The following is a 25548-nucleotide window of genomic DNA, read 5'->3' on the forward strand; positions in this document are numbered from 1 at the left end:
CAAGGCGCCCTCTTCAGGGCGCTTGTTGACGGTCATCGTTGATCAGACGACCCCGTTGACCGAAGACCTGCAAAAGACCGCCTGGAATCACGTCAAACGGTACATGAAGTCTGGTGACAAACTTCGGCTGTACAGCTTCAGCGCCTACTTGAACGGTCGCTACACCAAGCTGGAGTTTGCCGGTGAACTGGAAAGCCCCATCGATCCTGAAGCCATCCCGAACGTGCCGATAATGGCCGCGAAGAAGTTCGACGGTTGCCTGAAGCAGCAACAGCAAGTGCTCTTCCAGCGTTTTGGCAAAGCTTTTGCGGGCACGATGAGAGCATCGACCACCGATATTCCGCGCAGCGAGATCCTGTTCAGCCTGCGTGAAATCTCCAGAGATACCAGCAAAGCCAAGGACACCAACCAGCAAGTCGTGCTGCTGATGTCCGACATGCTGGAATACAGCGACTTTGGCAGCTTCTACGCTGCAAACCGCATTCGCGACATCAACGCCCCTGCTGAACTGGAAAAGGTCAAGAAGCAAAACATGTTGGCTGATTTTGGAGGCGCACGCATTTTTGTTCATGGCGCGGCCTTCGTGCCTGATTCCAGCAAGAACGGCTATCGCTCCGGCAAGATGATCAGCAACCTGAAGTCTTTCTGGCAAGGCTATTTTGAACAATCAAATGCCGAACTTGCAGGCTTTGGCACACCAGAACTGACCGCAGAAATTGAATAGCAGGCACGGGTAAAAGGCGGCACGACCACCTTGACCAACACTTACTGAAAACCAACATCCAATAGCAAAAGGAAATACTGCATGAAAGGGAAAATCCTGGACTTCAATAGTGAAAGCCGCACCGGCATCATCAGTGCCGATGACGGAAATCGCTACACTTTTGAAGTTGCACAGTGGAAAAGCTCGGTATTGCCGAAATCTGGCGTCAAAGTGGATTTCTCTACAAACAATGGTGTTGCCGAGACGATCTACCAGGAACCCGGCGTGACCGTCGGTAACTCAAAGAAAATAACCGCCGCACTTCTGGCTTTGTTTCTTGGCGCCTTTGGTGCTCACAAGTTCTTCCTTGGCTACAACAAGCAAGGCGTGATCATGCTGTTGCTGTTCCTCTTCGGGTTTATCCTGCTGGGCGTTCCATCCATGATCATCGGCATCATTGCCTTTGTTGAATTCATTATTTACCTCACCAAGTCAGACGAAGATTTCGAACGTACCTACGTCAACTCTGCCAAGCCGTGGTTCTAACCACTCACGACTAGCCGATCGTCAAAGTTAGTTGTTACTTCACATCCAGAGGCTGCGGCACATTGCAGCCTCTGTCGCCACATTGGCGCAGCCATCTCCCTCGCCTGCAGGCTCTGGCGCTGCGCGTACAGCCAATCACCGCAAAATATGACCTGACTCGGAGGCGCGACGCTCGCGCAACAGGGATGACTCTAAATAAAGATTCGTGCAGCCTGGCAAGTGCCAGTCTCACCGCCGTGCTTTTTCTCACCTCACCGTCTGCTCAGGCGGAAACCGTTGGCCTCGGCGATGCTACAAAAAGCATCGGCAGTTTCTTTTCGCAGCTGACGCAGCCACCGATACCCAAGCCTGAACCGCAATTGCGCTATGTTCGTGAAGCGCTGGGTAAGCTGCAGCCGGAAAACTGGATCTCCTTCAGCCCGGCTAACCCCAAGGCTTACGTCTATGTGTTCGCCGATGCGACCTGCCCCTACTCCCGTGAATTGCACAAGAAGGTGCCTGAGTTCAATGCCAAGGGGATTGAGGTGCGCTACGTCGCCTGGCCATCGGGCCAACTCAATGAACCGGCCTGGACGGTGTACAAAAACGTCTGGTGCAGCGACGACCCGAAACAGGCACTCGACGACGCAATGCATGGCAAGTCGGTGAAGGCGCAAACATGCAGCAGTAAAGACATCAGCACCCTTGCCGCGCAGCAGAATGCCGGTAAAGCCATTGGCGTGAGCGCCACCCCGACGACTTATTACCCGGACGGCCATTGGGCCCAAGGCGTGAAGCGCACCGAAGGGTTGCCCGAGCGGGCGATTTTGGGGGTCAGGATGGTTTCGAACGTGCGCTGATTTTGAGCGGGTTTTTGTCTTTACGAAAGGCAGATGCTCATTCGGTTATTTTGTGTCTGCTGTGTAGTTTTGGTTAATTAAGGTTTCGCTTTATCGGATGACGCCGTAGGACGTTGTAGGCAAACTCCGAATCTGCTGTTTGGGCACTTTGCCGCCTTGTTGCGCCTTTCTTTGACGGGATAGTCTCCGCCGTCGCTGACCGATCAGCGATCGGGCTTGGAAACCCGTCGAACCGTAACGCAAAGGCGCCCAGTTAGGACTGCATACGTTTTTACGACTGCAATCCTGCTTCATGGCAGCTGTGCGTGGGACGCCTTTGGGCGTGCCGGTTTCTCTGGTTCCCGGTTTTCCAACCTGCGCACAGCTGCCACCCATTCGCTTGGAAACGAAAGTGGCGGCTTCTTGAGTAACCAGGAGCAATCCCATGAGCAAAACAGACTCGCCCGCACCCTCAGAACTAAAAACCATCGGCTTCACCCCCTTCATCTACTGCAAGAATCAGGCGCTGTTCCACGTCAGTCGCGGCGTTCCGCTTGCCGATGCTTTGGCTCAGGCCTCCGATCTGTTGTGTCTCGCCAAAGAGCTGACCATCGACGCCGCCTACACCAGAGGCACCGACCTCCACGCCTGGGCAGCGCATTACCTGACGGCCATGAGCAAGGCAGTCATCGATGATGTGGCGAAGGTGCTGGATCGCCGGCCAGTTCAAACAACAAAGGAAGCAGCCGCATCGAAAAACTCATAATCACGGCAAAGGTGAAGATTCCCAAAAAGGGACCGAGCATTCCCTTTTTGGGACCTTTAGAACCAGACTCTTCGACCCGTCGTTACTTCCAGTGCTGAACAACATCACTGCAACTGTCAGTCCAACCAGGTAACGAAGGGATGGCCTGCACCGCCCTCATCCCCTCCAGCATCGCCCCGGTGAACACGACCTCATACGTATCCGCCGCCCGCCCCCATTGCTCAACGAGCGCCATGCCGTCGACCAGCGCGGTAGCCAATTCGAAAATCGTCCCGGCCTGATCCTCGATGATTTTTTGCGTCTGAATCCACACCCGATCAGTCATCGCTTTAAGCTGCGCTGCGATGTGTTCGGACGACGCTGGATCGGTATCTGGATATGTGATGTTACGTAGCAGGTGCTGTAACTCTCTGACTTTCGCGTAATCCTGTTCCGCCCCCTGCTCACCTTTGAGGATGGCCGTGGCTTTCGCTTTATCGACGCGTTTGGCGGCTGAAGGTTTTGAAGGGAGTGTCTGCGCCATTGCGCCAGCCAGGAGGACCATCATCCGGGCTTCCAGATACTCCGTCATGGCGTCCATCGAAGTGATTGGCCGCACCAGGGAAATGGACGCGCCACCTTGATGCCGTAGATCCATGGTCACGGTCAATGTCACTCCGCCCGTTTCAAAGCCCAGTGTGCGGGCCACGACGTAGTGACCCATCTCGTGATGGGCAATCTGCAACGCACGGTTTCGTACAGCGGCAGGCAGGTTTGTCGTCATGTCTTTCGCCTCGCACCCTTGATTACCTCAATGCTAGCCGACGTCGCGCAACGGCGTAGTGCTGAGCAATCAAGGCATCAGGCGCCTTCTGTAGGAGCGAGCGCGCTCGCGATGAACTCAAGTACGACGCGTTTATTCAGCGAGTACGCGTATTCGTTGACGTCCATCGCGAGCGAGCTCGCTCCTACAAAGGTTCACCGTGCCTTACTTGGGTAAAGCGTAAGCAATCACATAATCCCCGCGATCCGTCGACTGACGCGCACCGCCCACCGTCAGCAGGATGTACTGCTTGCCGGTTTTTGGTGAAACGTAGGTCATCGGCCCGGACTGGCTGCCTACCGGCAGGCGCGATTTCCAGATTTCGTTGCCGTTGCCGGTATCGAAGGCGCGCAGGTAGAAGTCCTGGGTGCCGGCGAAGAACAGCAGGCCCGACTGGGTGGCGAGCGATGCGCCAAGGGTCGGCATGCCGATCGGGATCGGCAGGTGCATGCGGATGCCCATCGGGCCAGTGTCTTGCACGGTGCCGACCGGGACTTGCCACATCAGTTTGTGGGTCTTCAGGTCGATGGCCGACATGGTGCCGAACGGTGGTTTCTGGCACGGAATGCCAACTGCCGAGAGGAAGCGTTCGCGCATGGCGCCGAACGGCGTGCCTTCCTGCGGGACCACGCCCATTTCGATACCGCTGGCCCCGGCGCCGATCTTGTCACGCGGGATCATGTAGTTGGCCAGGCCCAGGCGCATGTCGTTGACGAACATGTAGTTAGTGTTCGGATCAACCGAGACGCTGCCCCAGTTCATGCCGCCCAGCGAGCCCGGGAATTGCAGGGCGCGATCCATGCCCGGCGGGGTGTAGACGCCTTCGTGGCGCATACCTTTGAACTGGATGCGGCACATCAATTGGTCGAACGGCGTGGCGCCCCACATGTCGGATTCGGTCAGGGTCTTGTTGCCGATTGACGGCATATCGACAGAGAACGGCTGGGTTGGCGAGTAGTGTTCGCCGGGCACATGGCCCTGCGGCACCGGACGCTCTTCAACGCGAGCGATCGGCACGCCGGTCTCACGGTTGAGCAGGAAGATCTCGCCCTGCTTGGTGACTTGCGCCAGCGCCGGCTGGGTGCCGCCCTTGTCGTCGGGCACGTCGTACAGCAGCGGTTGGGCCGGCAGGTCAAAGTCCCACAAATCGTTGTGGGTAGTCTGGAAATGCCAGCGCACCTGGCCGGTTTTCACGTCAATGGCAACGACGGACGAGTTCCACTTGTTGTCCATCTCGGTGCGCTGACCGCCGAAGAAGTCCGGCGTGGCGTTGCCGGTTGGCAGGTAGACCAGACCGAGCTTGGCGTCGTAGGACATGGCCGACCAGACGTTCGGCGTACCACGGGTGTAGGTCTCACCGGCCGGAGGGCGTTGGGTGGTGTTCGGGTTACCCGGATCCCACGCCCAGACCAGTTCACCGCTGCGCACGTCGTAGGCACGCACCACGCCCGGCGGCTCGCCAGTGGAGTAGTTATCGGCCACGCGGCCACCGACGATCACTACGTCACCCGCAACCAACGGGGTCGAGGTTTGCTGGTAGTAACCGGGCTTCACTTCGCCCATGTCGATGGTCAGATCGACGGTGCCTTTATTGCCGAATTCTTCGCAGGGCTTGCCGGTTTCAGCGTTGATGGCGATCAGACGCGCATCGCCGGTCGGCAAAAACAGACGTTTCTTACAGGCGGTTGGCTGATTGTCCGAAGACACCGGGGTTTCGGAGTAACCCAGGCCACGGCAGCGCTGCCAGTTAGGCGCGGTGCCCTGCGGGTCGAACTTCCAGCGTTGAGTGCCGGTGTCGGCATCCAGGGCGAAGACTTTGCCGTAGGCGGTGCAGGTGTAGACCGTGTCACCGATTTGCAGCGGGGTGTTCTGGTCTTCGGCGCCCGCACCAGTGCTTTGCGGGATGTCGCCGGTGCGGAAGGTCCAGGCAACCTGCAACTTGTCGATGTTGCCCTTGTTGATCTGGTCCAGCGCGGCAAAGCGGTTGCCGGCAGTGGTATTGCCCCAGTGCGCCCAGTCTTTTTGCTCGGTGCCCGGAGCGACCGGCGTTACCGCTGGTACAGTGGTGTTTTTCACCACGTGGGTCGGCACGAACATGTAGGCCATGGTCGCAACGACGCCAACACCCAGAATGCCCGCCAAACCGTAGGCACCACGACCACCTGTCGCACCCGAAGCGCGGACGAGGGTCGGATAGACCAACGCTACAACCAGGCCGATCACCGCAAACGTCAGCACCCGAGAGACCAGGGGCCAGTATTCAAGCCCCGTATCCCAAACGGCCCAGATCGCAGTGAGGACCAACGCCACACCATACAACTTGGCACCGAACGGCTTGCGCCTGGCAATCATCAACCCGGACGCCAGCATCGCCAGCCCCATCAGCAGGAAATACCAGCTGCCACCCAGCGCGATCAGATAGCCACCGCCAGCGGCCAGGCCGAGCCCGATCAGTGCAATCAGCACACCCAGCCCCGCCAGCAACCATTTGCTGCCGGCGGCAGCCCCAGAATTGTTCATGTCGGAAGTTTTCCCCATTTGTGACAAGGGCGGAATAATGTACTACCTAGTTACTTATGGCAATTTGTCGCAGGCAAAAATGTCATGAACGGTATTGAGGCTAGATCAAATTTCCGTCGCGAGCGTCCTGCTGGAACTGCCTGTAACATGCGTGCGCATTGATCCATGCCACTGGAGATACCCCTTGCCTGACACTCGCCCACCCGTTCTTGATGAAATTGACCGCCAATTGATTGCCGCCCTGCAGATCAACGCCCGCGAGAGTGTGGCCATGCTTGCGCGGCAATTGGGCATCGCCCGCACCACCGTCACATCGCGCCTGGCGCGTCTGGAAAAGGCCAAAGTGATCACCGGTTACGGCGTGCGCCTCGGGCAGCGCCTGGTAGATGGCGGGTTGCAGGCGTATGTGGGGATCACCGTGCAGCCACGCTCGGGCAAGGAGGTGTTGCGACGCCTGAGCGCGATGGCGCAGGTGCAGCAGTTGTGTGCGGTGAGTGGCGAATTTGATTATGTGGCGTGGCTGCGCACCGATTCGCCGGAGCAGCTGGATCAGTTGCTGGATCAGATCGGCAGCGTGGATGGGGTGGAGAAGACCACGACCTCGATCATCTTGAGCAGCAAGATTGATCGGGGGCAGCCGGTTTGAGTTTTTCCGGTGGTTTTAGGTGCCTGACAGGTTAGCAAAGACCTGTAGGAGCTGGCTTGCCAGCGAAGGCGTTCGGACCTTCAACACAAAATTCCACGGCCTCTTCGCTGGCAAGCCAGCTCCTACAGTGGTCATTGTGTGAGATTTGATCGTCATATTGATCAAGCAATCATCAAAACGACGACACTTTGCGTCTTATTAACGTGTTCTGTGCTCTCTAGAATGGCTGGCATCTTTTCCTATACTCAGATGCGCATTCCGCGTCGGGTCGCCAGCTAGGTCAGCCATGAACAAGAACAATCGCCATCCTGCAGACGGTAAGAAACCAGTCACCATTTTCGGCCCGGACTTTCCCTTCGCCTTCGACGACTGGATCGAACACCCCGCCGGCCTGGGCAGCATTCCCGAGCACAATCACGGTGCCGAAGTGGCGATTGTCGGGGGCGGGATTGCCGGCCTGGTGGCGGCGTATGAGCTGATGAAGCTTGGCTTGAAACCGGTCGTCTACGAAGCGTCGAAAATGGGCGGCCGTCTGCGCTCTCAGGCGTTCAACGGCGCCGAAGGCATTGTTGCCGAACTGGGCGGAATGCGCTTCCCGGTGTCATCTACCGCGTTCTATCACTACGTCGACAAGCTGGGCCTGGAAACCAAACCGTTCCCTAACCCGCTGACGCCTGCGTCGGGCAGCACGGTGATCGACCTCGAAGGTAAAACCCATTACGCACAGAAGCTGTCGGACCTTCCTGCACTGTTTCAGGAAGTGGCTGACGCCTGGGCTGATGCGCTTGAAGCCGGTTCGCAGTTCTCCGATATCCAGCAAGCCATTCGCGACCGCGACGTGCCACGCCTCAAGGAACTGTGGAACACCCTGGTGCCGCTGTGGGACGACCGCACCTTTTACGATTTCGTCGCCACCTCCAAAGCGTTCGCCAAGCTCTCGTTCCATCACCGCGAAGTGTTCGGCCAGGTCGGCTTCGGCACCGGCGGCTGGGACTCTGACTTCCCGAACTCGATGCTGGAAATTTTCCGTGTGGTGATGACCAACTGCGACGATCACCAACACCTCGTGGTGGGTGGCGTGGAACAGGTACCGCAGGGCATCTGGCGCCATGTGCCGGAACGTTGCGTGCACTGGCCCGAAGGCACCAGCCTCAGTTCTCTGCACAAGGGTGCGCCGCGTACCGGCGTGAAGAAAATTGCCCACGCGCCGGGTGGCCGTTTCGCCGTCACCGACAACTGGGGCGATACCCGCGAATATGCCGCGGTGCTGACCACCTGCCAGAGCTGGCTGCTGACCACCCAGATCGAATGCGACGAAACCCTGTTCTCGCAAAAGATGTGGATGGCCCTGGACCGCACCCGTTACATGCAGTCGTCGAAAACCTTCGTCATGGTCGACCGTCCGTTCTGGAAGGACAAAGACCCGGAAACCGGCCGCGACCTGATGAGCATGACCCTCACTGATCGCCTGACCCGCGGCACCTACCTGTTCGACAACGGCGACGACAAGCCGGGGGTGATCTGCCTGTCGTACTCGTGGATGAGCGACGCGTTGAAAATGCTCCCGCAGCCGGTGGAAAAACGCGTGAAACTGGCGCTGGATGCATTGAAGAAGATCTACCCGAAAGTCGACATTGCCGCGAGAATCATCGGCGATCCGATCACCGTGTCCTGGGAAGCCGACCCGCACTTCCTGGGAGCCTTCAAAGGCGCCCTGCCCGGTCACTACCGCTACAACCAGCGCATGTACGCGCACTTCATGCAGGACGACATGCCCGCTGAGCAACGCGGAATTTTCATCGCTGGCGACGACGTTTCGTGGACGCCGGCCTGGGTTGAGGGCGCGGTGCAGACGTCGCTCAACGCGGTGTGGGGCATCATGAAACACTTCGGCGGTGCAACTCACGCCGAGAATCCGGGTCCAGGAGATGTGTTCAACGAGATCGGGCCGATCGTCCTGCCCGAGTAAGAGGAATCCGAAATGCGCGTAGCCCTTTACCAATGTCCACCCCTGCCCCTGGACGTCGCCGGCAACTTGCAACGTTTGCATCAGCTTGCGCTTGAAGCCAAAGGCGCCGATCTGCTGGTGCTGCCGGAGATGTTTCTGACCGGCTACAACATCGGCGTCGATGCCGTCAGCGTGCTGGCAGAAGTGCACAACGGTGAATCGGCGCAGCAGATCGCGCGCATTGCCAAGGCGGCCGGGATGGCCATTTTGTACGGTTATCCCGAACGCACCGCGGACGGGCAAATCTACAATGCCGTGCAACTGATCGACGCCAGTGGCGAGCGCGTCTGCAACTACCGCAAGACCCACCTGTTCGGCGAACTCGATCGTTCGATGTTCAGCGCAGGTTCCGACGCGTTCCCCATCGTGGAGCTCAACGGCTGGAAGCTCGGTTTCCTGATCTGCTACGACCTGGAATTTCCGGAGAACGCCCGACGTCTGGCCCTGGCCGGCGCCGAACTGATTCTGGTGCCGACCGCCAACATGATTCCTTACGACTTCATCGCCGACGTCACGGTTCGCGCCCGCGCCTTTGAAAACCAGTGCTACGTGGCCTACGCCAACTATTGTGGCAACGAAGGCGACATTCACTATTGCGGCCAGAGCAGCATCGCCGCACCCGATGGCAGCCGCATCGCGCAGGCCGGGCTTGATGAAGCGTTGATTGTCGGTGAGCTGGATCGGCAGTTGATGGTCGACTCACGCGCTGCCAATCGCTACTTCTTCGATCGCCGCCCTGAGCTTTACGGCGACCTGAACAAGCGCTAGCCCACAGTAATCCGCTAGCATTGGCACTTCACTGTTCTGGAAGTGCCCATGCCCGCGCTGAATCCCCCTCGCCCCCATACAGAAACCCTCGCCAACGGCCTGCGGGTGACGCTGCGTCACGCACCGTATTTGAAGCGCTGCGCGGCGGCGTTAAGGGTCGCCGTGGGCAGCCATGACGTGCCGCTGGCGTGGCCCGGTCTGGCGCACTTTCTTGAGCATCTGCTGTTTTTGGGGACTGAGCGTTTTCCTGCGGCCCAAGGGTTGATGGCCTATGTGCAGAGCCACGGTGGTCAGGTCAACGCACGGACCAGCGAACGCACCACCGATTACTTTTTCGAACTGCAGCCTCAGGCATTCGCCGCAGGGCTGGAGCGGCTGTCAGATATGCTCGCCCATCCGCGTATGAATCCGGACGATCAACTGCGCGAACGTGAAGTTCTGCACGCGGAATATGTCGCGTGGTCGCAGGATCCGACAGCGCAGCAGCAGTTTGCGCTGTTCAACGGACTTTCGCAGGCTCATCCATTGCGGGGTTTTCATGCCGGCAATCGCGACAGCCTACCTGTTGCACAACCCGAGTTTCAGCAAGCCTTGCAGAGTTTTTACCAGCGTTACTATCAGACCGGGCAGATGACCTTGAGCCTCGCCGGCCCACAAAGCCTCGAGGAATTGAGGGGGATGGCCGAAGCATTTGGCAGCGCAATAGCCAAAGGCAAATTCGTGCCACAACAAGCCCCAACGCCGCTGATGGACACGTCGGATAAAAGTTATCAACAGGCTGGCGAGCGGCGGCTGGATTTGCTGTTCGCGCTCGAAGCGCTGCCCGCGTCGTCTGCCCAAGCGCAGGCGTTCCTGTGTCATTGGCTCAATACCGGGAAATCGGGCGGATTGCTGGCGGATTTACGCGAGCGCGGGCTAGCCCTCGAACTCAAGGCATCCCCGATGTATCAGTTCGAGGGTCAAGCCTTGCTGCACCTCGAATTCACCTTGCCCGCGAATGCAGGGACGATCGCAATTGCTGAACGGCTCATGGATTGGCTGAGCTTCTTCGCCCGGCAAGACTGGAGCGGGTTGCGCGAAGAATACGCAGCGCTGCTTGAGCGTCAGCAACAGGTCTGCGGTGCGCTGCAATTGGCCCGTCAGGACAGCGAGCAAGGGGAATTAGGGTTAACCCAGCAGGGGGTTACAGCCCTCAAGCACATCCTTCAACAAATCGGTGCTGTGGATAACTTCAGCGGCCCCTGGCAACTGCCTGCAGCCAACCCGTTCTTGAGCTGCGAAGCACCGGCATCGAACGCCGGCCTGATTCGCGGCCAGACCAGCGCCCACCGAGGCCTGCGCACTTTTGCCCAGGATCGCTCGCGCAGTCGACGGGAAGGCTCACCGATGCAGTTCAGTCAGGCATTGCCGGATAACAGTGCTGAAGGTGCGATTTATGTACGCTGGCGGCTGGATTCCGCTCCCGACAGCCAACTGCATTCACGGCTGGAAAATGAACTGCAACCGCTGTGCGAAGACGCCCGTCAGGCCGGTGTGGATTTCTCCTTGAGTGCCTCGGGAAATGAATGGCTGCTGAAAATGACCGGGCTACAGGAACCGATGCCGATCGTCCTGGAGCATGCGCTGAAAGAGCTGACAAAACCTGCTGCCGATTTCCCACAGGAAATACCAACCCGCGCCGCGCTCATACCCATTCGACAGTTGCTCAAGGCGTTGCCCGATCACTGCCTTGAACCTGCCGTGAACTCGGATGATGTACAGAAACTCTGGTCGAGTGCTCGCTGGGATGGTCTGGCGGCGGGTTTATCCGCTCAGACTCAAGCGGCCATGGGGTTGGCATTGAGCCGCATCCCTGGCACGCCGGACAATCAACTCACGCCACCCTCTACGATTCGTTCGCAACGTCTGTGGAGTTACGTCGATACCCGCTCCGAAGAGCATGCGTTGCTGCTGTTCTGTCCTACATCGACCCCAGAAATCGCCGACGAAGCCGCGTGGCGCTTTCTCGCTCACCTCTGCCAGACACCGTTCTACCAACGGCTGCGGGTGGAGTTGCAACTGGGTTATGCCGTGTTCAGCGCCCTGCGCCAGATTCATGGGCAAACCGGGCTGCTGTTCGGTGTGCAATCACCAAGCGTTGCGCCGACGGAGCTGCTACAACACATCGAACATTTTCTGAGCGGGTTACCGGAACTGATCGCGGCCATCGACGACAATGCCTTGATCGCTCAGCGCCAGGTTCTGGCCGAGCAGTTTTCGAGCAACGCGTTGCCTACCGCCCAGGCCGGCGAGCTGCTTTGGCAGGGCAAACTGGCCGGCCGCTCGTCGGATTATCTGACCCAACTGACTGAAGCCATCCTGCTGACGGGTCGCACCGCATTGCTTGACGCCGCACAGCGTTTGAATCAGGTCGAAGGCGGCTGGCGCTGTCTGGCCACCAGCCCTGTTCCCGACGCCTCATGGCAAGCGACAAAATGATCATTACCAGGGCTGTAAGGAGCTTTCTCAAAGATTCACGGGCAATTTCTTTGAAATTTTGAGTAACATAGCAGCCTAACTATTTGGAACATCTCTGATTTGAGGTGGACTATACCTATAGATAGCGCTGTCCCACCCTACCTGAAGGAGTTCGATTTATGGCCTGGACCAAACCGGCTTACACCGACCTGCGTATCGGCTTTGAAGTCACCATGTACTTCGCAAGCCGCTAATCTCTGCCCTGGCAGATGAGCAGCACAACGCCTCGGTTATCCGAGGCGTTTTATTTTCAGCGTTGAAATGATGGAGCGCCCATGTTTGTCCAGATTCTAGGTTCCGCTGCCGGCGGCGGTTTCCCCCAGTGGAACTGTAACTGCGTGAACTGCGCAGGCTTTCGCGATGGCAGCCTGCGGGCCAAGGCGCGGACGCAGTCGTCTATCGCGATTTCCGATGACGGCGTGAACTGGGTGCTGTGCAACACATCCCCGGACATCCGCGCGCAACTCCAGAGCTTCGCCCCGATGCAACCGGGCCGCGCCCTGCGTGATACCGGGATCAGCGCAATCATCCTGATGGACAGCCAGATCGACCACACCACCGGTCTGCTGATGTTGCGTGAAGGTTGCCCGCACCAGGTCTGGTGCACCGACATGGTCCACGAAGACCTGAGCACCGGTTTCCCGCTGTTCACCATGCTCAAGCACTGGAATGGCGGGTTGAACTGGAACCGAATCGAGCTCGATCAAAGTTTCAGCGTGCCCGCCTGCCCGAACCTGCGCTTCACTCCGCTACCGCTTCGCAGCGCCGCTCCGCCCTACTCGCCCCACCGCTTTGATCCTCATCCGGGCGACAACATCGGCTTGATCGTTGAAGACATGAACACCGGCGGCAAGCTGTTCTACGCACCAGGGCTGGGCAAGGTCGATGCAGCGCTGCTGGAGATCATGGCGGGCAGTGATTGCCTGTTGGTGGATGGAACGTTGTGGGACGACGATGAAATGCAGCGCCGTGGCGTCGGCACTCGCACCGGTCGCGAGATGGGCCATCTGGCGCAGAACGGTCCTGGCGGGATGCTTGAAGTTTTTGAGCAATTGCCTGACCCGCGCAAAGTTCTTATCCACATCAACAACACCAACCCGATTCTCGATGAGGACTCGCCAGAGCGTGCGGAGCTGGATCGGCGTCAGGTTGAAGTGGCGTATGACGGCATGAGTATTGTGTTGTAAGTAGCCCAGACCGCTGCGCGGCCTATCGCTAGCAGGCCAGCCCAGGCGATGAAGAATCCACCGGTCCTACCCGGAGAACCGCAATGACTGACACCCCAATGTCCCCCGCCGAGTTCGAAGCCGCCCTGCGCGCAAAAGGCGCCTACTACCACATCCATCACCCGTATCACGTGGCGATGTATGAAGGCCGGGCGAGCCGCGAGCAGATCCAGGGCTGGGTCGCCAACCGTTTTTACTATCAGGTGAACATTCCCCTGAAGGACGCGGCCATTCTGGCCAACTGCCCGGACCGCGAGATCCGCCGCGAGTGGATTCAACGCCTCCTCGACCATGACGGCGCCCCCGGCGAAGACGGCGGCATCGAAGCCTGGCTGCGGTTGGGCCAAGCCGTTGGACTCGATCCGGATCAACTGCGCTCCCAGGAACTGGTGCTGCCCGGCGTACGCTTCGCCGTGGACGCCTACGTCAATTTCGCCCGCCGTGCCAGTTGGCAGGAAGCCGCCAGCAGCTCGCTGACCGAACTGTTCGCACCGCAGATCCACCAGTCGCGCCTGGACAGCTGGCCGCAGCATTACCCGTGGATCGACCCGGCCGGCTACGAGTATTTCCGCACCCGCCTGGGCCAGGCGCGACGTGATGTCGAGCACGGTCTGGCGATCACGCTTGAGCACTACAAAACTCGCGAAGGTCAGGAACGCATGCTGGAAATTCTCCAGTTCAAACTGGACATTCTTTGGAGCATGCTCGATGCCATGAGCATGGCCTACGAACTGAAACGCCCGCCGTATCACAGCGTGACCGGGGAGCGGGTCTGGCACAAAGGAATCACCGTATGAGTTTCGATCGCAGCAAGACCCCGACCTGGCGTCCCGGCTACCGCTTCCAGTACGAACCGGCGCAAAAAGGCCACGTGCTGCTGTACCCGGAGGGCATGATCAAGCTAAACGAAAGTGCCGCGCTGATCGGTGGATTGATCGATGGCGAGCGCGATGTCGCGGCGATCATCGCCGAACTCGACCGGCAGTTCCCCGGCGTGCCCGAGCTCGGTGACGACATCGAGCAATTCATGGAGGTTGCCCGTGCGCAGCACTGGATCGAACTTGCCTGATTCATCGGTGCAAGTACCGCCAAACCCTGAAATCGGTCTGCCGCTGTGGCTGCTCGCCGAGCTGACGTACCGCTGTCCGCTGCAATGCCCGTACTGCTCCAATCCGCTGGATTTTGCCGAGCAAGGCAAGGAGCTGAGCACCGAACAATGGATCAAAGTGTTCCGCGAGGCGCGCGAGATGGGTGCGGCGCAACTGGGCTTTTCCGGTGGCGAGCCGCTGGTGCGCCAGGACCTCGCCGAGCTGATTGCCGAAGCTCGCAAGCTAGGTTTCTACACCAACCTGATCACCTCCGGCATCGGCCTGACCGAGCAGAAAATCAGCGACTTCAAGAAGGCCGGGCTCGATCACATCCAGATCAGTTTCCAGGCCAGCGACGAACAGGTGAACAACCTGCTGGCGGGCTCGAAAAAGGCCTTCGCGCAGAAACTGGAAATGGCCCGGGCAGTGAAAGCCCACGGCTATCCGATGGTGCTGAACTTCGTCACTCATCGGCACAACATCGACAAGATCGACCGCATCATCGAGCTGTGCATCGCCCTTGAAGCGGACTTCGTCGAGCTCGCCACCTGCCAGTTTTACGGCTGGGCACAGCTCAATCGCGTCGGTCTGTTGCCGACCAAGGAACAGCTGGTGCGGGCCGAGCGCATTACCAACGAATACCGGGCCAAACTCGAAGCCGAAGGCCATCCGTGCAAACTGATTTTCGTCACCCCGGACTATTATGAAGAACGCCCCAAAGCCTGCATGAACGGCTGGGGCAGTATTTTTCTGACGGTCACGCCAGACGGAACCGCGCTGCCCTGTCACGGCGCCCGACAGATGCCGGTGCAGTTTCCCAACGTGCGCGACCACAGCATGCAGCACATCTGGTATGACTCGTTCGGCTTCAACCGCTTTCGCGGATACGACTGGATGCCCGAACCGTGTCGCTCCTGTGACGAGAAAGAAAAAGACTTCGGCGGCTGCCGCTGCCAGGCGTTCATGCTCACGGGTGATGCCAGCAATGCCGACCCGGTGTGCAGTAAATCAGAACATCATGGCGTGATCCTCAAGGCCCGCGAAGAGGCCGAGCACGCGACCCAGACCATCGAACAACTGGCCTTTCGCAATGAACGAAACTCACGCCTCATCGCCAAAAGCTGAGCCTTTCAGCGCGGCCAAAGCTGTTGCGGCCGGCATTGATTACGCCGAATTGCAGCTCGGCCCACAGGGCTTGTTCTGGAACGAGTATCGCCCTGAAGACGCTGCGTGCCGGATCTGGCATTGGCGCGACGGTGTGTTGAAATGCCTGACGCCGACAGGCTTCAGCGTGCGTAGCCGAGTGTACGAATATGGCGGTGGTGCGTTTTGTCTGACGGACGATGGCATTGTTTTCGTCAACGAGGCGGACCAGCAGCTGTATCGCCAATCGATACAGGGTGAAACGCCCGAAGTGTTGACGACCGGATTGTGTCGCTACGGTGATCTGCATTTCGCCGATGATCAGGTATTGGCGGTTGAGGAAAACCGCAATGAGCACCGATTGGTGGCCATCGATCTGGCAGACGGCGCGCGGCATTTGCTAGCCGAAGGCGCCGACTTCTACGCCGCTCCGACGCTCAGTCCCGACGCCCGTCGACTGGCCTGGATCGAATGGAGTCGCCCGGATCAGCCCTGGACCGCGACCCGTTTAATGGTTGCCGAGCGCCAGAGCGACGATGGTTTTGGCCCTGCCCGATGCGTGGCCGGAGACAACGCTCAGGAGTCGCTGCAACAACCGAGATTTGACCGCGCCGGCCGCTTGTATTGCCTGACCGATCGCAGGGGTTACTGGCAGCCATGGGTGGAATGCGAAAACGGCCTGAGCCCACTGCCAAGCACCGCCGCCGACCATGGCCCCGCACCCTGGCAACTCGGCGGCTGTACCTGGTTGCCGCTGGGCGAAGACAACTTTCTGGCAAGTTGGACCGAAGAGGGATTTGGCCGACTGGGCCTGCGTGGTGCATCGTGCGAAGACTTCACCGGGGACTACAGCCGCTTTCGTCATCTCGCGCTGGATGAGCAATTCATCTACTGCATCGCCGCGTCGCCGGTCAGCTCGACCGCCGTGATCGCCCTTGATCGTCAGTCACGACAAGTGAAAGTACTGGCTGGCGGCATTGCCCCATTGCCCGCCGAGCAGATCAGCCGCCCGCAAATCCTGCGCTATCCAAGCGGTTCAGGCGAAGCTCACGGTTTCTTCTACCCGGCGATGACGGGTAAAGCGAAACCGCCACTGGTGGTGTTCATTCACGGCGGCCCGACCTCCGCGTGCTACCCGATGCTCGACCCGCGCATTCAGTATTGGGCTCAGCGCGGATTCGCCGTGGCCGATCTCAACTATCGCGGCAGCAGTGGCTATGGCCGGGCTTACCGTCAGGCACTGCATTTGAGTTGGGGAGCCGTCGATGTCGAAGACGCTTGCGCTGTTGTCAGCCATCTTGACCAACGCGGATTGATCGACGGCAGCAAGGCGTTCATCCGAGGTGGCAGCGCCGGCGGGTACACAACCCTGTGCGCTCTGGCTTTTCACCGTATTTTCCGGGCCGGGGCAAGCCTTTATGGGGTCAGCGACCCTGTCGCCCTGGGGCGGGCAACCCACAAGTTCGAGGGTGATTACCTGGATTGGCTGATCGGCGATCCAGAACAGGACGCCGAGCGCTACGCCGCACGCACGCCGTTATTGCATGCAGGCAACATCAGCGTACCGGTGATCTTCTTTCAAGGAGAGCTGGACGCCGTGGTTGTCCCGCAACAGACCCGGGACATGGTCGAAGCCCTGCAGAGCAATGGCATCCTGGTCGAAGCGCACTATTACGCCGACGAACGCCACGGCCTGCGCAAGGCAGGAAACCAGGCCCATGCGCTGGAACAGGAGTGGTTGTTTTATCGGCGGGTGATGGATCAGGGGGACTGATTCAAGCGTTCAGGATAGAAACTTGGCCCCCCCCTTTTCGCGAGCAGGCTCACTCCCACACTTGATCGCGTTACGGCGGGAGAACGCGGTCAGAGGTGGGAGCGAGCCGGTTCGCGAAGACCGCAAACTCAACGCTTGGCGATGATGTACACCGCATGCACGATTCCTGGAATGTAACCGCACAACGTCAACAGAATATTCAGCCAGAACGCCCCGCCAAATCCTACCTGCAGAAACACGCCCAGCGGCGGCAACAGAATGGCAATGATGATGCGAATAAAGTCCATGGGGCAGCTCCTGATTGGGGTGGGCTCGTTAAAACCCTACACCTAATCGACAGGTGCCGTTCGTCAGGGTTCAGTCTCTGTGACTGACCTCCTTCGCTTCGCTGAACCTCATAGACAAAAAAACGCCCCACGCCGAAAGAATCAGGCGTGGGGCGTGCGTTATACCGCGAGACGGTTCTGGAATTTGTGTAGGGCAGGTCTGATCAGACGGCAATCCCTTTGCGGCACTGCAGTTGCGTGGTGCGTACGCGGGAGAAGGCGCGGGCGAGGCGCAGGAGCATTTCGTCGATGTTGGCGTTGCTCACGTTGAGCGCAGGGGTAAAGCGCAGGCAGTCGGGTTGCACCGCATTGAGCAGCAAGCCTTCATACAGCGCGGCCTTGACCACTGCATCGGCTGAGTCGTCAGATAATGTCAGTCCCCACAGCAGTCCTTGGCCGCGCAGTTCACCATGGGCATAGCGGTGGGCTAAACGCCCCAAACCTTCGCGCAGGTGTTGACCGGTGTCTGCGACGTGCTTGAGCACGCCCTTGTCCTGTACGGTGTCGAGCACCGCCAATCCTGCCGCTGCCATCAGCGCGTTACTGTGATGGGTACCAGTCATCTGCCCCATGTCGAAACCGCACGCCTTTCCCCGTGCCAGCAAGGCGGCCAATGGCACGCCACCGCCCAGGCCTTCGCCGAGCACGACAATATCGGCCCGCACGTCGCACGACTCTTCGGCAAGCAAGGTGCCACAGCGACCGACTCCGGTTTGTACTTCATCGAAAATCAGCAGGATGTCGAGCTCTCGGCAGAGCCGCTCGACACCCTTGAGATAATGGGCGGTGGCAGGAATGACCCCGGCCTCGCTCTGGATCGGTTCAAGCAGGATCGCTACGGTTCGCTTATCCACTGCGGCGTGCAATGCGGGAAGATCGTTGAACGGAACATGGCTGACCGACGTCGACATCGTCGCCCGAATACCGTCATGGCAATCGCTGGTGGCCACGATGATCCTCGAGGCACCGCCGCGATGCGTTTGACCCCATTTGCGCGCCAGTTTGATCGCTGCCTCACAGGCCTCATTGCCCGTATTGAGCAAATAAGCCCCATCGCTGCCGGTGCTGACACACAGTCGTTCGGCGAGGTTGAGCATGCCTCGGTCATGCAGATTCAAACCCGGGTTGATCAACGACTGGGCTTGAGCGTTGATGGCATTGACCAGGACCGATGGACTGTGGCCGAGACTGTTGGCTCCACCGCCTTGGGAGAAATCCAGATAAGCGCGATCAGCGCTATCCCACAACCAAGACCCTTGGCCGCGCACAAACACTTGTTTCGGCCGCTCGACACCGGGCATCAGGTTCTCGCTGCAAAGGTTGTCGCGTCTGGATGGCATGACCGCGTCCAACGCAAGATCATCAAGACTGGGCGTACTACGACGAAGGCTGAATAGGTTCATTCAAGAAAACCTCTTCTGAGATTTTTTGTCTTACCTATGTAAACACCACCGAAACAAACGGTATCCATTGCGCTAATTGGCCCTGTAAGCCTAGTGAATGCAGTTAGACTAGGCCCAGACAAGGCGCTGAGCCATTTCGATTTACCAGCATTTTCGATAAGAATTACTTATGGATTTCAAGCAACTGCGTTATTTCGTCGCGGTCTACGAAGAAGGGCATGTGGGCCGGGCCGCCGAGCGGCTTTCAATCTCACAACCAGCGTTGTCCCAGCAGATCCGCCACCTGGAACAGAACCTTGATGTGAGTCTGTTCGAGCGCAGCAGCAAGCGCCTGTTGCCGACCCTCGCCGCTCATACGCTGTACAACCATGCCCAGCCGCTTCTGGATGGTTTGCAGCGAGCGCGCGAAGCCTTGGGCAGTTTCAAGGGCCAGGCGCTGCGGACTCTGGCCATTGGCGTATTGCAAACGGTCCACACCAGCCTCGTGCCGCAGATGCTTGAGCGGGTGCGCAAGGCGCAGCCGCATCTGGTGGTGCAGATCTATGAACTGACCGGGCTTGAGATCGAGCGACGGCTGCTCAATGGCTCGCTGGACATAGGAATCAGCTACTTGCCTCCCCGTCAGCCTGGCCTGCATGGCGTGATGCTGTACGAAGATGAACTGACCCTTGTCATCCCGGCCGAGCATCCGTTGCGCGAATTCAAGAAAGTCTCCATGAGTCAGGCTGCCGAATTGCCGATGTTGCTATTGGGGGAAGAGTTCCAGATACGTCAGATCTGGCAGACCCAACTGGCCAGCCTTGGACGACGTCCTCAAGTGCAAGCTGAACTGAACAACATGGCGGGAATTCTCGACAGCCTGCCACACACTCGACTGGCGACAGTGTTGCCCGGGCGTTCGCAAAAAACCCACGGCAATCAAGAACTGCTATGGAAGCCCCTGAGTGAGCCTCGCGTACCTTTGAAGGTCGGATTGGTGTGTCGCGATGTGCAAAGGCAACAGGCCTCGTTGGCGTTGTTGCGAACGTTGCTGGAGGAAGTGATCAATCGACCGGATGAACGCTTGAGCAGCGCGCCGGCTGTGGATGGGTTGAGCTGAATACTTTTTCGCAGACAAAAGAAAACCCCGCCGAAGCGGGGCTTTGCAGACTGTTTCCCTGACATCCTTTTCACTCCACCGTCCTGGCAGAATCCTACGTGTCCGTGTTGTTGCTTTGCGCTTCCTGCGCTACGTCCATGTGCAGTAGATTAGCTGTGGATCCAATTTGCTTCTATGGGAGAACAGCAGCACGCCATGTAAGTGAATGCTTACATGGCGTTACATAGTCAGAACTGTGCAGCGTCCAGCAGGAACAGTGACTCGCTGCCGGCCTTTACCGAAGCACTCAGCGAGTGAATCCGCGGTAGCAAGCGGGCGAAATAGAAACGCGCCGTGCCCAGTTTACTCGCGTAGAAATCGTCCTGTGCTTCCTTGCCGAAGGCAGCCTTCGCCATCAGTGCCCACATATAAGCGTAAGCAACATAGCCAAACGCTTGCAGATACTCGACGGATGCCGCGCCGATTTCGTTTGGATTGCTCTTCGCCCGATCCAGCAGCCACGCGGTCAGTTCGTCGAGGGTGGTCACCGCATCATTCAATGGCTTGGTGAACTCGGCGAGGTCCGCACTGGCGGTAGCGGTGAAGTGACGAATTTCGTCAGCGAACAGGTTGTAGAACGCCCCACCGCTACCGACGATCTTTCGCCCGACCAGGTCCAGCGCCTGAATACCATTGGTGCCTTCATAAATCTGGGTGATGCGCACGTCGCGAACCAGTTGCTCCTGGCCCCACTCGCGGATGTAACCGTGGCCGCCGAAAATCTGCTGACCGTGTACGGTAGTTTCCAGGCCGAGGTCGGTCAGAAACGCTTTGGCCACCGGGGTCAGCAAGGCGACCAGATCTTCGGCGCGTTTGCGGGTAGTCGCGTCTTCGCTGAACTTGGCGGTGTCCAGTTGCATGGCCACGTAAGTGGAAAACGCACGGCCACCTTCGTTCGAGGCTTTCATGGTCAGCAGCATGCGACGCACGTCCGGGTGGACGATGATCGGGTCAGCCACTTTGTCCTTGTTCTGCGCGCCGCTTGGCGAGCGACTTTGCAGACGGTCACGGGCGTATTCAACGGCGTTCTGGTATGAACGCTCGCCGGTGGCCAGACCCTGGATACCCACGCCCAGTCGCTCGTAGTTCATCATGGTGAACATCGCCGCCAGGCCTTTGTTAGGCTCGCCAACCAGGTAACCCACGGCTTCGTCGAAGTTCATCACGCAGGTCGCGGACGCCTGGATGCCCATCTTGTGTTCGATCGAACCGCAGTTGGCCGGGTTACGTGCGCCCAGGCTGCCATCGGCGTTGACCATGAACTTCGGCACCAGGAACAGCGAAATGCCTTTCGGGCCCGCCGGTGCGTCCGGCAGCTTGGCCAGCACCAGGTGAATGATGTTTTCGGTCAGGTCGTGCTCACCGCCGGTGATGAAAATCTTGGTGCCGCTGACCTTGTAGGAACCGTCGGCCTGAGGTTCGGCCTTGGTGCGGATAATTCCCAGATCGGTACCGGCGTGCGGCTCGGTCAGACACATCGAGCCAGCCCAGATGCCGGCGTACATGTTCGGCAGGTAGGCCGCTTTCAGTTCTTCGCTGGCGTGGGCGTTGATCGACAGGCAAGCCCCGGCGGTCAGCATCGGGTATAGACCAAACGAAAGGCTCGCGGAGTTGACCATTTCTTCGACCTGGGCCGAAACGGCTTTTGGCATGCCCATGCCGCCGTAGGCGGGATCACCACCGACACCGACCCAACCGCCTTCGGCGTAAGTCTGATAAGCCTGAGGGAAACCGGCCGGCGTGGTGACAGCACCGTCCGCCCAGTGGCAACCTTCTTCGTCAGCCGCACGGCTCAAAGGCGCGATGCTTTTGCTGGTGACTTTGCCCGCTTCCTCCAGGATTGCCTCGACCGTTTCTGCATCGACAGTCTCGGCCAGCGCAGGCAGCTCGGCCCAGAGTTTGGCGACCTCGAAAACTTCATTGAGGACGAAGCGCATATCGCGCAGGGGCGCTTTGTAGTCAGCCATGGCAAACCTCGCAAGATCTTTACAGGTGATTCGTAGGAAGGTGGTTTTCGCTGAGTCGGAGTGTACCCCAACAACTTTTGCGACACATAGGGTCAGCACGTGACCGTTTTGTAATTTTTGGTCAGCAACAGAAAGCCCGCATTCAGCGGGCTTTGTTTTAACGGAGTTACATGACTAAAGCGCGAACAACTCCGCTGGCAATTGCATCAAACAATCGCTGCCCGCCTCGATGGCTGCGCGATGAGCGGCGGTTCGCGGTAACAAGCGCTTGAAGTAAAACTCACTGGTTGCAAGTTTGCCTCGGCAGAAATCGGCATCGCCATTGCCGCTTTCGAGCTGCGCCTGAGCCACCAGCGCCATTCGCAACCACAGGTAGCCGAGGATGATGTAACCGCTGTACATCAGGTAGTCCACCGACGCAGCACCGACTTCATCGGCATTTTTCATCGCCGCCATGCCAACCTTGGTGGTCAACTCGCCCCACTGTTGATTCAGACCGTTGAGCTGCGCCACATAGCTGGCCAGTTGTGGATGCTCGGCGTTCACGGCACAGAACTTGTGGACGATTTTGGTGAAGCCGCGCAGCAATTTGCCCTGGCTGCCAAGGACTTTGCGCCCGAGCAAATCCAGCGCCTGAATGCCGTTGGTGCCTTCGTAGATCGGTGCGATCCGGCAATCGCGAACCAACTGCTCCATGCCCCACTCGCGAATGAACCCGTGACCGCCAAACACCTGCATACCGTGGTTGGTCACTTCCAGGCCCGTGTCGGTCATGAACGCTTTGCAGATCGGCGTGAGGAATGCCAACAGATCTTCAGCGTCCTGGCGGGCGGTTTCATCCGGACTCAGGTGCGCCACGTCGAGCAGTTGCGCAGTGAAGTAGGTCAGCGCCCGATTGCCCTCGTTGAAGGCCTTCATGGTCAGCAACATCCGCCGCACATCAGGGTGCACGATAATCGGGTCGGCGGGTTTTTCCGGCGCTTTCGGGCCGGTCAGGGAACGCATCTGCAAGCGGTCGTTGGCGTACTTGATCGCACCCTGAAAACTCGCTTCGCCCAGACATAGTCCCTGCATGCCGGTGCCCAGGCGTGCGTGGTTCATCATGGTGAACATGCAGTTCAAGCCTTTGTTCGGCTCGCCGATCAGGAAGCCCTTGGCCCCATCGAAATTCAGCACACAGGTGGCCGAAGCCTTGATGCCCATCTTGTGTTCGATGGAGCCGCAGGACACGCCATTGCGCTCGCCTGCTTCGCCGGCTGCATCGGGTAAAAACTTGGGCACGATGAACAGCGAAATACCCTTGGTTCCCGCCGGCGCGTCCGGCAATTTCGCCAGCACCAGGTGAATGATGTTGTCGCTCATGTCGTGCTCGCCGGCCGAGATGAAGATCTTGCTGCCGGTGATCGCGTAACTGCCATCCGCAGAAGGCACGGCGCGGGTCTTGATAATGCCCAGGTCGGTGCCGCAATGAGCTTCGGTCAGGCACATGGTGCCGGTCCATTGACCCGCTGTGAGCTTGCTCAGGTAAGTCGCTTTTTGTGCTTCGGTGCCGTGGGCGTGGATGGCCGACATGGCGCCGTGGGTCAGGCCCGGGTACATGCCCCAGGATGTGTTGCTGGAACCGACCATTTCGCTGATGACCAGCCCCAATGAGCTTGGCAAACCCTGACCGCCGTAGGCCGGATCCGCCGCCAGCCCATGCCAGCCGCCTTCCACGTATTGTGCAAAAGCCTGCTTGAAACCTGCAGGCGTGGTGACCACGCCATTGTCGAAATGGCAGCCTTCTTCATCACCGCTGCGGTTGAGTGGGGAGAGGACGTTCTCGCAGAATTTCGCCCCCTCGTCGAGGATCGCATTGACCATGTCCGGGCTGGCATCGATAGCCCCCAGTGCGGTGTAGTTGCTGTGAAAATCGAAAACGTGATCGATCAAAAAGCGCATATCGCGCAAGGGAGCTTTGTACTCGGGCATGGTCATTCTCCTTCAGCAGATTTTTCCAACCTACTGCCGCTGACCCGACCTCACAATCACAGTCCAGACGCTGAATGCGCCATCATCACTCAGCCGTAGCGGCGTCCATGCGCACGGCGCCACGGCGGTTCTGACCGAACGCCATCACACAGTTTCGACCCGCGCCTTTGGCGCTATAGAGTGCCTGGTCAGCGGACTTGAGCACTTCTTCCGGGGTGCGCTGTTCAATACGCTCGGCGACGCCGATGCTGACCGTCACCGATACACTCGAAGCACCGACACCTGCGCGGCGCTGCCGACCCTGATTATCATCCTGTGGCCGGCTGTCCTGATTGCGCAGCTGAATGTTGTAAGTGGCAATCGACTCTCGGATGGCTTCCAGATGCGGCATACACTCTTCGAGCGTCTTGCCCGCAAACACCAGGGCAAACTCCTCACCGCCGTAGCGATACGCCTTACCGCCGCCGCCGATTTTCGACAGTTTACTGGCCACAAGCCGCAGCACCTGATCACCCACATCGTGACCATGGGTGTCGTTGAATTTCTTGAAGTGGTCAACGTCGCTCATGGCCAGCACGTAGTTACGCCCCAGCCGCTGCATGCGCTCATTCAGTGCACGGCGACCCGGCAGACCCGTCAGTTCGTCGCGGAAGGCCATTTGATAGGCTTCGTGGGCAACGGCTGCAGCGATCATCAACATCACCTGGCTGCACATGATGTTCAGGGTGAACGGCAGGATGAAGGTTTTCGGCAACATCCAGAACAACCCCAGCAGGCCCACCAATTGCGCGGCATGCAGGGGTCGCGGGTTGCGCCAGTATTGATAAGCCAACAACACAAAAGCCGCGATGAAGACCGGATAGGACAGCTGGATCAGGCTCATCCATGCGCCGTGCAATGCGGGCCAGCGAATCTCCGAAAGCCAGATCAGCAGCGCATGGGGATAACTTTGCTCAAGTGCCAATGCCACGCTGCCCACCGCCAGCAACACCGCGAAACGCGCCACCATGTCCTGAAACAGATGCGTGCGCTCTTGCCACGCCGCGAAGATGCCAAACAGCAGGGGCAGCAACAGGCAACACAAGTGAAAGACCACCGCGGCGTCATCGCGCACCTTGCCGTTGTCGCGGTAGTAGTCGGTCTGGGTGTCGAGCAGGAAGTAGGCGATGTACACCGTGACCATCAGAAACAGTTCACGCTGGCGCCGGTAAACCGCGCAATAGGCACCTCCGAGCAACAACACCAGAGTGGGCAGCACATTGAACAGCGACGTGAAGAAGACGTTCAGATCCTTGATGTATGCAGCCGCCAGCCCCGCCAGTAACAGCAGTAATGACGGCAGGAAATGACTCAAACGCACAGCGGAATTACGCAGCAAGGGTAAAGCTCCGACCCGTCAATTCAATAGATGGCAATGT

22 protein-coding genes are annotated in these 25548 nt (G+C 58.9%); 15 read left to right on the forward strand and 7 right to left on the reverse strand.

The genetic code is table 11. The features are described from left to right. Positions 1-55 precede the first annotated feature (55 nt). From AD668_RS24560 to AD668_RS24575, 4 genes are all read left to right on the forward strand, one after another. Positions 56-724, forward strand: a complete 669-nt coding sequence (locus AD668_RS24560) for a hypothetical protein (RefSeq protein ID WP_156322394.1) — start codon at positions 56-58, stop codon at positions 722-724. Between the two features lie 81 nt (positions 725-805). Beyond that, entirely contained in the window at positions 806-1249 is a 444-nt protein-coding gene (locus AD668_RS24565; protein ID WP_053162974.1) for a TM2 domain-containing protein, read from the forward strand. 185 nt (positions 1250-1434) lie between these two features. Beyond that, positions 1435-2088 (forward strand): DsbC family protein, encoded by a 654-nt coding sequence (locus tag AD668_RS24570; RefSeq protein WP_053162975.1) that lies wholly within the window; start codon positions 1435-1437, stop codon positions 2086-2088. Positions 2089-2512: 424 nt separating this feature from the next. Beyond that, positions 2513-2833, forward strand: a complete 321-nt coding sequence (locus AD668_RS24575) for a DUF3077 domain-containing protein (RefSeq protein ID WP_053162977.1) — start codon at positions 2513-2515, stop codon at positions 2831-2833. A gap of 82 nt (positions 2834-2915) precedes the next feature. Here AD668_RS24575 and AD668_RS24580 read toward each other — a convergent pair whose 3' ends face one another. Then, complete coding sequence (locus AD668_RS24580) at positions 2916-3596, reverse strand: peptidase M41 (RefSeq protein WP_053162979.1); 681 nt, start codon at positions 3594-3596, stop codon at positions 2916-2918. Positions 3597-3800: 204 nt separating this feature from the next. Further along, on the reverse strand, positions 3801-6155 hold the full coding sequence (locus tag AD668_RS24585) for a glucose/quinate/shikimate family membrane-bound PQQ-dependent dehydrogenase (protein WP_053162981.1): 2355 nt from the start codon (positions 6153-6155) through the stop codon (positions 3801-3803). A 184-nt stretch (positions 6156-6339) separates the two neighbouring features. Between AD668_RS24585 and AD668_RS24590 the strand changes: the two genes are divergently transcribed. From AD668_RS24590 to AD668_RS24630, 10 genes are all read left to right on the forward strand, one after another. Next, positions 6340-6801 (forward strand): Lrp/AsnC family transcriptional regulator, encoded by a 462-nt coding sequence (locus AD668_RS24590; RefSeq protein ID WP_053162983.1) that lies wholly within the window; start codon positions 6340-6342, stop codon positions 6799-6801. A 286-nt stretch (positions 6802-7087) separates the two neighbouring features. Continuing rightward, complete coding sequence (locus AD668_RS24595; RefSeq protein WP_053162985.1) at positions 7088-8770, forward strand: NAD(P)/FAD-dependent oxidoreductase; 1683 nt, start codon at positions 7088-7090, stop codon at positions 8768-8770. A gap of 12 nt (positions 8771-8782) precedes the next feature. Next, entirely contained in the window at positions 8783-9577 is a 795-nt protein-coding gene (locus tag AD668_RS24600; protein WP_053162987.1) for a carbon-nitrogen hydrolase family protein, read from the forward strand. 48 nt (positions 9578-9625) lie between these two features. After that, complete coding sequence (gene pqqF / locus AD668_RS24605; protein ID WP_053162989.1) at positions 9626-12055, forward strand: pyrroloquinoline quinone biosynthesis protein PqqF; 2430 nt, start codon at positions 9626-9628, stop codon at positions 12053-12055. 158 nt (positions 12056-12213) lie between these two features. Then, entirely contained in the window at positions 12214-12288 is a 75-nt protein-coding gene (pqqA, locus tag AD668_RS29160) for a pyrroloquinoline quinone precursor peptide PqqA (protein ID WP_003444522.1), read from the forward strand. A gap of 81 nt (positions 12289-12369) precedes the next feature. Continuing rightward, the gene (gene pqqB, locus AD668_RS24610) at positions 12370-13281 is read left to right on the forward strand and encodes a pyrroloquinoline quinone biosynthesis protein PqqB (RefSeq protein ID WP_053162991.1); all 912 of its coding nucleotides are present in this window, start codon (positions 12370-12372) and stop codon (positions 13279-13281) included. Between the two features lie 83 nt (positions 13282-13364). Continuing rightward, on the forward strand, positions 13365-14117 hold the full coding sequence (pqqC, locus tag AD668_RS24615) for a pyrroloquinoline-quinone synthase PqqC (RefSeq protein WP_053162993.1): 753 nt from the start codon (positions 13365-13367) through the stop codon (positions 14115-14117). Next, entirely contained in the window at positions 14114-14389 is a 276-nt protein-coding gene (gene pqqD, locus AD668_RS24620) for a pyrroloquinoline quinone biosynthesis peptide chaperone PqqD (RefSeq protein WP_007959876.1), read from the forward strand. Before pqqC ends, pqqD begins: the two co-directional genes overlap by 4 nt. 7 nt (positions 14390-14396) lie before the next feature. Continuing rightward, positions 14397-15533 carry a pyrroloquinoline quinone biosynthesis protein PqqE gene (gene pqqE / locus AD668_RS24625; protein WP_371259845.1) on the forward strand — a complete coding sequence of 379 codons (1137 nt, stop codon included), beginning with the start codon at positions 14397-14399 and terminating at the stop codon, positions 15531-15533. Then, positions 15499-17325: a S9 family peptidase gene (locus AD668_RS24630; RefSeq protein ID WP_053162995.1), complete on the forward strand. Its 1827-nt coding sequence runs from the start codon at positions 15499-15501 to the stop codon at positions 17323-17325. The genes pqqE and AD668_RS24630 overlap by 35 nt, the downstream gene beginning before the upstream one ends. A gap of 128 nt (positions 17326-17453) precedes the next feature. Here AD668_RS24630 and AD668_RS29165 read toward each other — a convergent pair whose 3' ends face one another. Continuing rightward, complete coding sequence (locus tag AD668_RS29165) at positions 17454-17612, reverse strand: YqaE/Pmp3 family membrane protein (RefSeq protein WP_003228885.1); 159 nt, start codon at positions 17610-17612, stop codon at positions 17454-17456. A 203-nt stretch (positions 17613-17815) separates the two neighbouring features. Continuing rightward, entirely contained in the window at positions 17816-19054 is a 1239-nt protein-coding gene (locus tag AD668_RS24635) for an aspartate aminotransferase family protein (protein WP_053162996.1), read from the reverse strand. A gap of 169 nt (positions 19055-19223) precedes the next feature. Here AD668_RS24635 and AD668_RS24640 point away from each other — a divergent pair, with 169 nt between their 5' ends. Then, the gene (locus AD668_RS24640) at positions 19224-20153 is read left to right on the forward strand and encodes a LysR family transcriptional regulator (RefSeq protein ID WP_053162998.1); all 930 of its coding nucleotides are present in this window, start codon (positions 19224-19226) and stop codon (positions 20151-20153) included. A 227-nt stretch (positions 20154-20380) separates the two neighbouring features. Here the strand turns inward: AD668_RS24640 and AD668_RS24645 are convergent, their stop codons facing one another. From AD668_RS24645 to AD668_RS24655, 3 genes are all read right to left on the reverse strand, one after another. Next, complete coding sequence (locus AD668_RS24645; protein WP_053163000.1) at positions 20381-22159, reverse strand: acyl-CoA dehydrogenase C-terminal domain-containing protein; 1779 nt, start codon at positions 22157-22159, stop codon at positions 20381-20383. A 174-nt stretch (positions 22160-22333) separates the two neighbouring features. Beyond that, positions 22334-24130, reverse strand: a complete 1797-nt coding sequence (locus AD668_RS24650) for an acyl-CoA dehydrogenase C-terminal domain-containing protein (protein WP_053163002.1) — start codon at positions 24128-24130, stop codon at positions 22334-22336. 85 nt (positions 24131-24215) lie between these two features. Continuing rightward, a complete protein-coding gene (locus AD668_RS24655) occupies positions 24216-25508 on the reverse strand; it encodes a diguanylate cyclase (protein WP_053163004.1) in 1293 nt (430 codons plus the stop codon). Positions 25509-25548: the final 40 nt, after the last annotated feature.

It is taken from the genome of Pseudomonas sp. P1.8, assembly GCF_001269805.1.
Taxonomy (GTDB): domain Bacteria; phylum Pseudomonadota; class Gammaproteobacteria; order Pseudomonadales; family Pseudomonadaceae; genus Aquipseudomonas.